The organism is Microbacterium sp., from assembly GCF_035554235.1.
Taxonomy (GTDB): domain Bacteria; phylum Actinomycetota; class Actinomycetes; order Actinomycetales; family Microbacteriaceae; genus Microbacterium.
Map to the genome: position 1 here is coordinate 1 of NZ_DATMIO010000004.1, position 4,036 is coordinate 4,036.

General features: G+C 69.1%; 5 protein-coding genes. 4 read left to right on the plus strand and 1 reads right to left on the minus strand.

Translation table 11 applies throughout. From position 1 onward, the window contains the following. On the minus strand, positions 1-1,379 hold a 1,379-nt coding region (gene helR, locus VNT50_RS00100), incomplete at its 3' end, for an RNA polymerase recycling motor ATPase HelR (protein WP_325483075.1). A gap of 229 nt (positions 1,380-1,608) precedes the next feature. Between helR and VNT50_RS00105 the strand changes: the two genes are divergently transcribed. From VNT50_RS00105 to VNT50_RS00120, 4 genes are read left to right on the plus strand one after another with little or no spacing between them, the layout of a single operon-like run. Beyond that, positions 1,609-2,199 (plus strand): carboxymuconolactone decarboxylase family protein, encoded by a 591-nt coding sequence (locus VNT50_RS00105; RefSeq protein ID WP_325483076.1) that lies wholly within the window; start codon positions 1,609-1,611, stop codon positions 2,197-2,199. Continuing rightward, the gene (locus tag VNT50_RS00110; protein ID WP_325483077.1) at positions 2,196-3,092 is read left to right on the plus strand and encodes an RNA polymerase sigma-70 factor; all 897 of its coding nucleotides are present in this window, start codon (positions 2,196-2,198) and stop codon (positions 3,090-3,092) included. The genes VNT50_RS00105 and VNT50_RS00110 overlap by 4 nt, the downstream gene beginning before the upstream one ends. A 52-nt stretch (positions 3,093-3,144) precedes the next feature. Then, a complete protein-coding gene (locus VNT50_RS00115; protein WP_325483078.1) occupies positions 3,145-3,645 on the plus strand; it encodes a MarR family winged helix-turn-helix transcriptional regulator in 501 nt (166 codons plus the stop codon). A gap of 36 nt (positions 3,646-3,681) precedes the next feature. Next, entirely contained in the window at positions 3,682-3,987 is a 306-nt protein-coding gene (locus VNT50_RS00120; protein ID WP_325483079.1) for an NIPSNAP family protein, read from the plus strand. Positions 3,988-4,036 lie beyond the last annotated feature (49 nt).

Genomic DNA, 4,036 nt, shown 5'->3' on the forward strand with positions numbered 1-4,036 from the left:
TCAGGATCGCCGATGCGCTGCCGGGCGGCATCCAGGATCGGGAGGTCGGCATCGGTCCACGCGCGCGCATCTGCGCGCTGCAGGGCGGAGAGGTCGTCATCGCTGAGACCCGGCGCGCACCGTCGGAGGTAGCCCGGGGCAGACCAGAGGTCGCCCACGACGCCGGCCGGATCGAGCAGCGGCCACGCGCGGGTGAAGGCCGCGCGAAGCTCGCCGTTGCGCTGCAGCGACCGGCGAAGCACGCCAGACGGCAGCTCGCCGTCGTCGTTCGCATCGACCAGGATCGTCAGCAGCTCCTCCCAGATCTGATCGCGCGCGTCGTTGTGCGTTGTGCCGGGTTCCGCCGCGGCGAACGCGTCTGCCCAGTCGGCAGCATCCAGCCAGACGTCGACCCACTCCGTCTCGAGGGTCATCCCCTTCGCGGGTGGCTGCTCGTAGTAGCTGACCGCCGCCTCGATAGCCCTCACCATGTCTGCGGAGGACTTCAGGGCGCTTACGCGGGGGTCGGCCTCCGTCGTCGCCGCCGCTCCCTCGGCGACGAGGTCGCGCAGGGTGCAGATCTGCACGTCGTCCTCGCCGAGGCTCGGCAGAACATCGTCGACATAGGCCAGATAGGCGGGGCTCGGACCGACGAACAGCACGCCGCCGTGTTGACGCGCGAGCCGCGGGTCGGAATAGAGGAGGAAGGCGGTGCGGTGCAGGGCGACCACGGTCTTGCCGGTTCCCGGACCGCCGTCGACGACGAGAGTGCCGCGCGATCCGGCGCGGATGATGGCGTCTTGATCGGACTGGATGGTGGCGAGCACATCACGCATTCGGCTCGACCGGCTGGAACCCAGGCTGGCGATGAACGCGGACTGGTCATCGAGCGCGGCGCGGCCTTCGAGCCCTTCCGACACGAACACCTCGTCCCAGTAGTCGCTGATCCGGCCGCCGACCCAGCGGTACCGGCGGCGGCTGACGAGGCCCATGGGATTGGCGTGCGTCGCGCCGAAGAAGGGTTCCGCGGCGGGGGACCGCCAGTCGAGGAGCAGTCGCTGACCCGCACCGTCGGTGAGGCTGAGGCGTCCGATGTACACGGGCTCGGGATCGTCCGCGCTGATCATGTGCCCGAGGCACAGGTCGAGGCCGAAGCGGCGCAGCGTGCTCAGCCGCGAGGTCAGTCGGTGGATCTCGAGGTCGCGGTCAAGCGCCTCTTGACCGGCACCGCCGGGAAGTCTGCGCACCGCATCGAGACGGGCGGAGAGGTCGCTGATCGACTGCTCGAGGCTGTCGGCGATGCGGGCGAAGTGCCGCTCGTCGGCGGCGATGAGGGTCGGGTCCGCCTTGGCGGCGCGGCTGTCGGGAAGGGCGAATGCGGTGGTGGAGAGGGGGTGCACGTGGCAGCTCCGATCTGAAGGCTCGCGGATCATCGTGGGATCCACGGCCGACCAGTATGCGTCACGACGGGGCCCTTGCGGCAAGGCCCCCTCCCCGCGATATCCTGAAAGTGGAGAGACCTTCGGGGCTCTCCTTTTTCGCGCCTCGGCGCCGGATCTGATACCCGGTTGTCACAACGATCGCGCGACCGGTGTCTCCATGTCGAAGGACCCAAACATGGAGGAAGACATGACCAGCACCCGAATTCCCGCGATCGAGATCACCGGCGCATACGGGGCGCTGATCAAGGTGGCCACCCGCAAGATGCTCGGCGAAGTCCCCGACGCCGCCGGGGTGATGTGGCACTACCCGCAGGTGTTCAAGGACCTCATGGGGTTCAACCGCAAGGCCGAGAAATGGGACAAGCTCGACGAGAACCTGTCGGTGCTCGCCCACATGGCCGCGGCCGCAGCGGTCGGCTGCACCGCCTGCCTCGACATCAACTACTTCATGGCGCACCGGCGCGGCCTCGACGAGGCGAAAGTGCGGGAAGTGCCCCGGTGGCGTGAGTCGACCGTGTTCACGCCCCTCGAGCGGCGCGTGATGGAGTACGCCCATGCCATGAGCCAGACACCGCCGGCGGTGACCGATGAACTTTCCGCAGCGCTGCTCGATGAGCTCGGGGCGGCGGCGCTCCTCGAGCTGAGCGCGAGGGTCGGGCTGATGAATCTCTCCGCACGCGTGAACATCGCGCTCGGCATCCATTCGCAGGAGTTCTCGAACGCTTGCGGCCTCCCGCCGCTGGCGGTCGCCTCGGCCGAAGTAGGCTCGACCGCATGAGCAGCGCGCTCGGCTCGGCGGCGGATGACCCGTTCGTCACCCACAGAGGCCTGCTCTTCACGGTCGCCTACGAGCTGCTCGGCTCAGCGGCCGACGCCGAGGACGTGCTGCAGGAGTCGTGGCTGCGGTGGGCCGAGGTCGACCAGCGCAGAGTGCTGGACCCCCGCGCATACCTCGTCCGCATCGTCACGCGGCAGGCACTCAACCAGCTGCGGACGCTATCGCGCCGCCGCGAGGTCTACGTGGGGGAGTGGCTTCCCGAGCCGCTGCTCACCGCCCCGGATGTCGCCGACGACGTAGAACTCGCCGAGAACGTCTCTATCGCGATGCTGACCGTGCTCGAAACCCTCGCGCCGACCGAGCGCGCCGTGTTCGTCTTGCGCGAGGTCTTCGACGTGTCGTACGACGAGATCGCCGAGGCGGTCGATCGATCGCCCGCGGCCGTGCGTCAGATCGCCCACCGTGCCCGAGACCACGTGGCCGCGCGGCGCCCCCGAGTACGAGTCGGTCGCTCCGAGCACGAGGAGGTCGTCGCGCGCCTCGTCGCCGCCATGAACACGGGCGACGTGCAGGCCCTCATGGATGTGCTCGCGCCCGATGTCGTGGCGGTCGCCGACGGCGGCGGCAAGGTGCGCGGCGCCGCGCGACGCCCGATCGTGGGCGCGGAGCCGCTCTCCCGGTACCTGATGGGCGGGCTGGCGAAATTCGGCGCGCGGTTCGTCATGTGGCCGATCCAGGTCAACGGCGAAACGGGGGTGCGGGTCGAGGTCGACGGCGAACTCGTCGGGGCGGTGAGCCTCACGGTCGAGAACGGCCGGGTGTCGCGCATCTACTCGATCGCGAACCCCGACAAGCTGGCGCGACTCGACGCGGTGATGGCGCTCACGCGCTGAGACGGATGCCGCGGGCGACCCGTTCGCGAGCGAGGGTCGGTACTGTCGAGCCATGACCGCAAGCAGTCCCGACGACGAGGTCGATCTCCTGATCGACGCGTGGTCGCGGCGGCTGCCGGATGTCGACTTCGGTCCCCTCGATGTCATGTCGCGGCTGCGGCGGGTCGCGATCCGGCTGCGTGCGTTGCGCGCCGAGGCGTTTCGGTCCGCGGGCCTCGAGTCGTGGGAGTTCGACGTGCTCGCCGCGCTCCGGCGGGCCGACCCCCCGCACCAGCTCAGCCCCACCGAACTCGTGGACAGGACGATGATCGGCAGCGCCGCGATGACGAACCGGCTGGTGCGCCTCTCCGACCGCGGGCTCATCGAGAGACATCCCAACACCCGCGATCGCCGGGGGGTCATCGTCGGCCTCACCGCCGAGGGAGGCAACCGGGTCGATGCCGCGATGAGGGAGCTCGTGCGCCGCGAAGCCGCCGAACTCGAGGGGTTGAGCGGGGAGGATCTCGCACATCTCGAACGGGTGCTCCGCAAACTGCTGGGCGCCGCGAACTGAGAGCCCTCGTCAGGCGTGACCCGTCAGAATGGGCGGATGATCAGCATCCACCTGCGCTACGAGATCGATCCCGACAAGCTCGAGGAGTTCACCCAGTACGGGCGCACTTGGATCCGGCTCGTCAACCGGCTGGGCGGCACGCATCACGGATACTTCATGCCCAGTGAGGGCGACAGCGACGAGGCATTCGCGCTCTTCACCTTCCCCTCGCTGGCAGAGTACGAGGCGTACCGCACGGCCTCGGCGTCCGATTCCGAGTGCATCGAGGCCTTTCAGTTCGCGCGCGACACGCGGTGCATCCGCCGCTACGAGCGTCGCTTCCTCTCACCCGTTTTCGATTGAGCCGCAAGGCGGGCGCCGCGAGGCATGGGTGACACCCCCACCTGTGGGG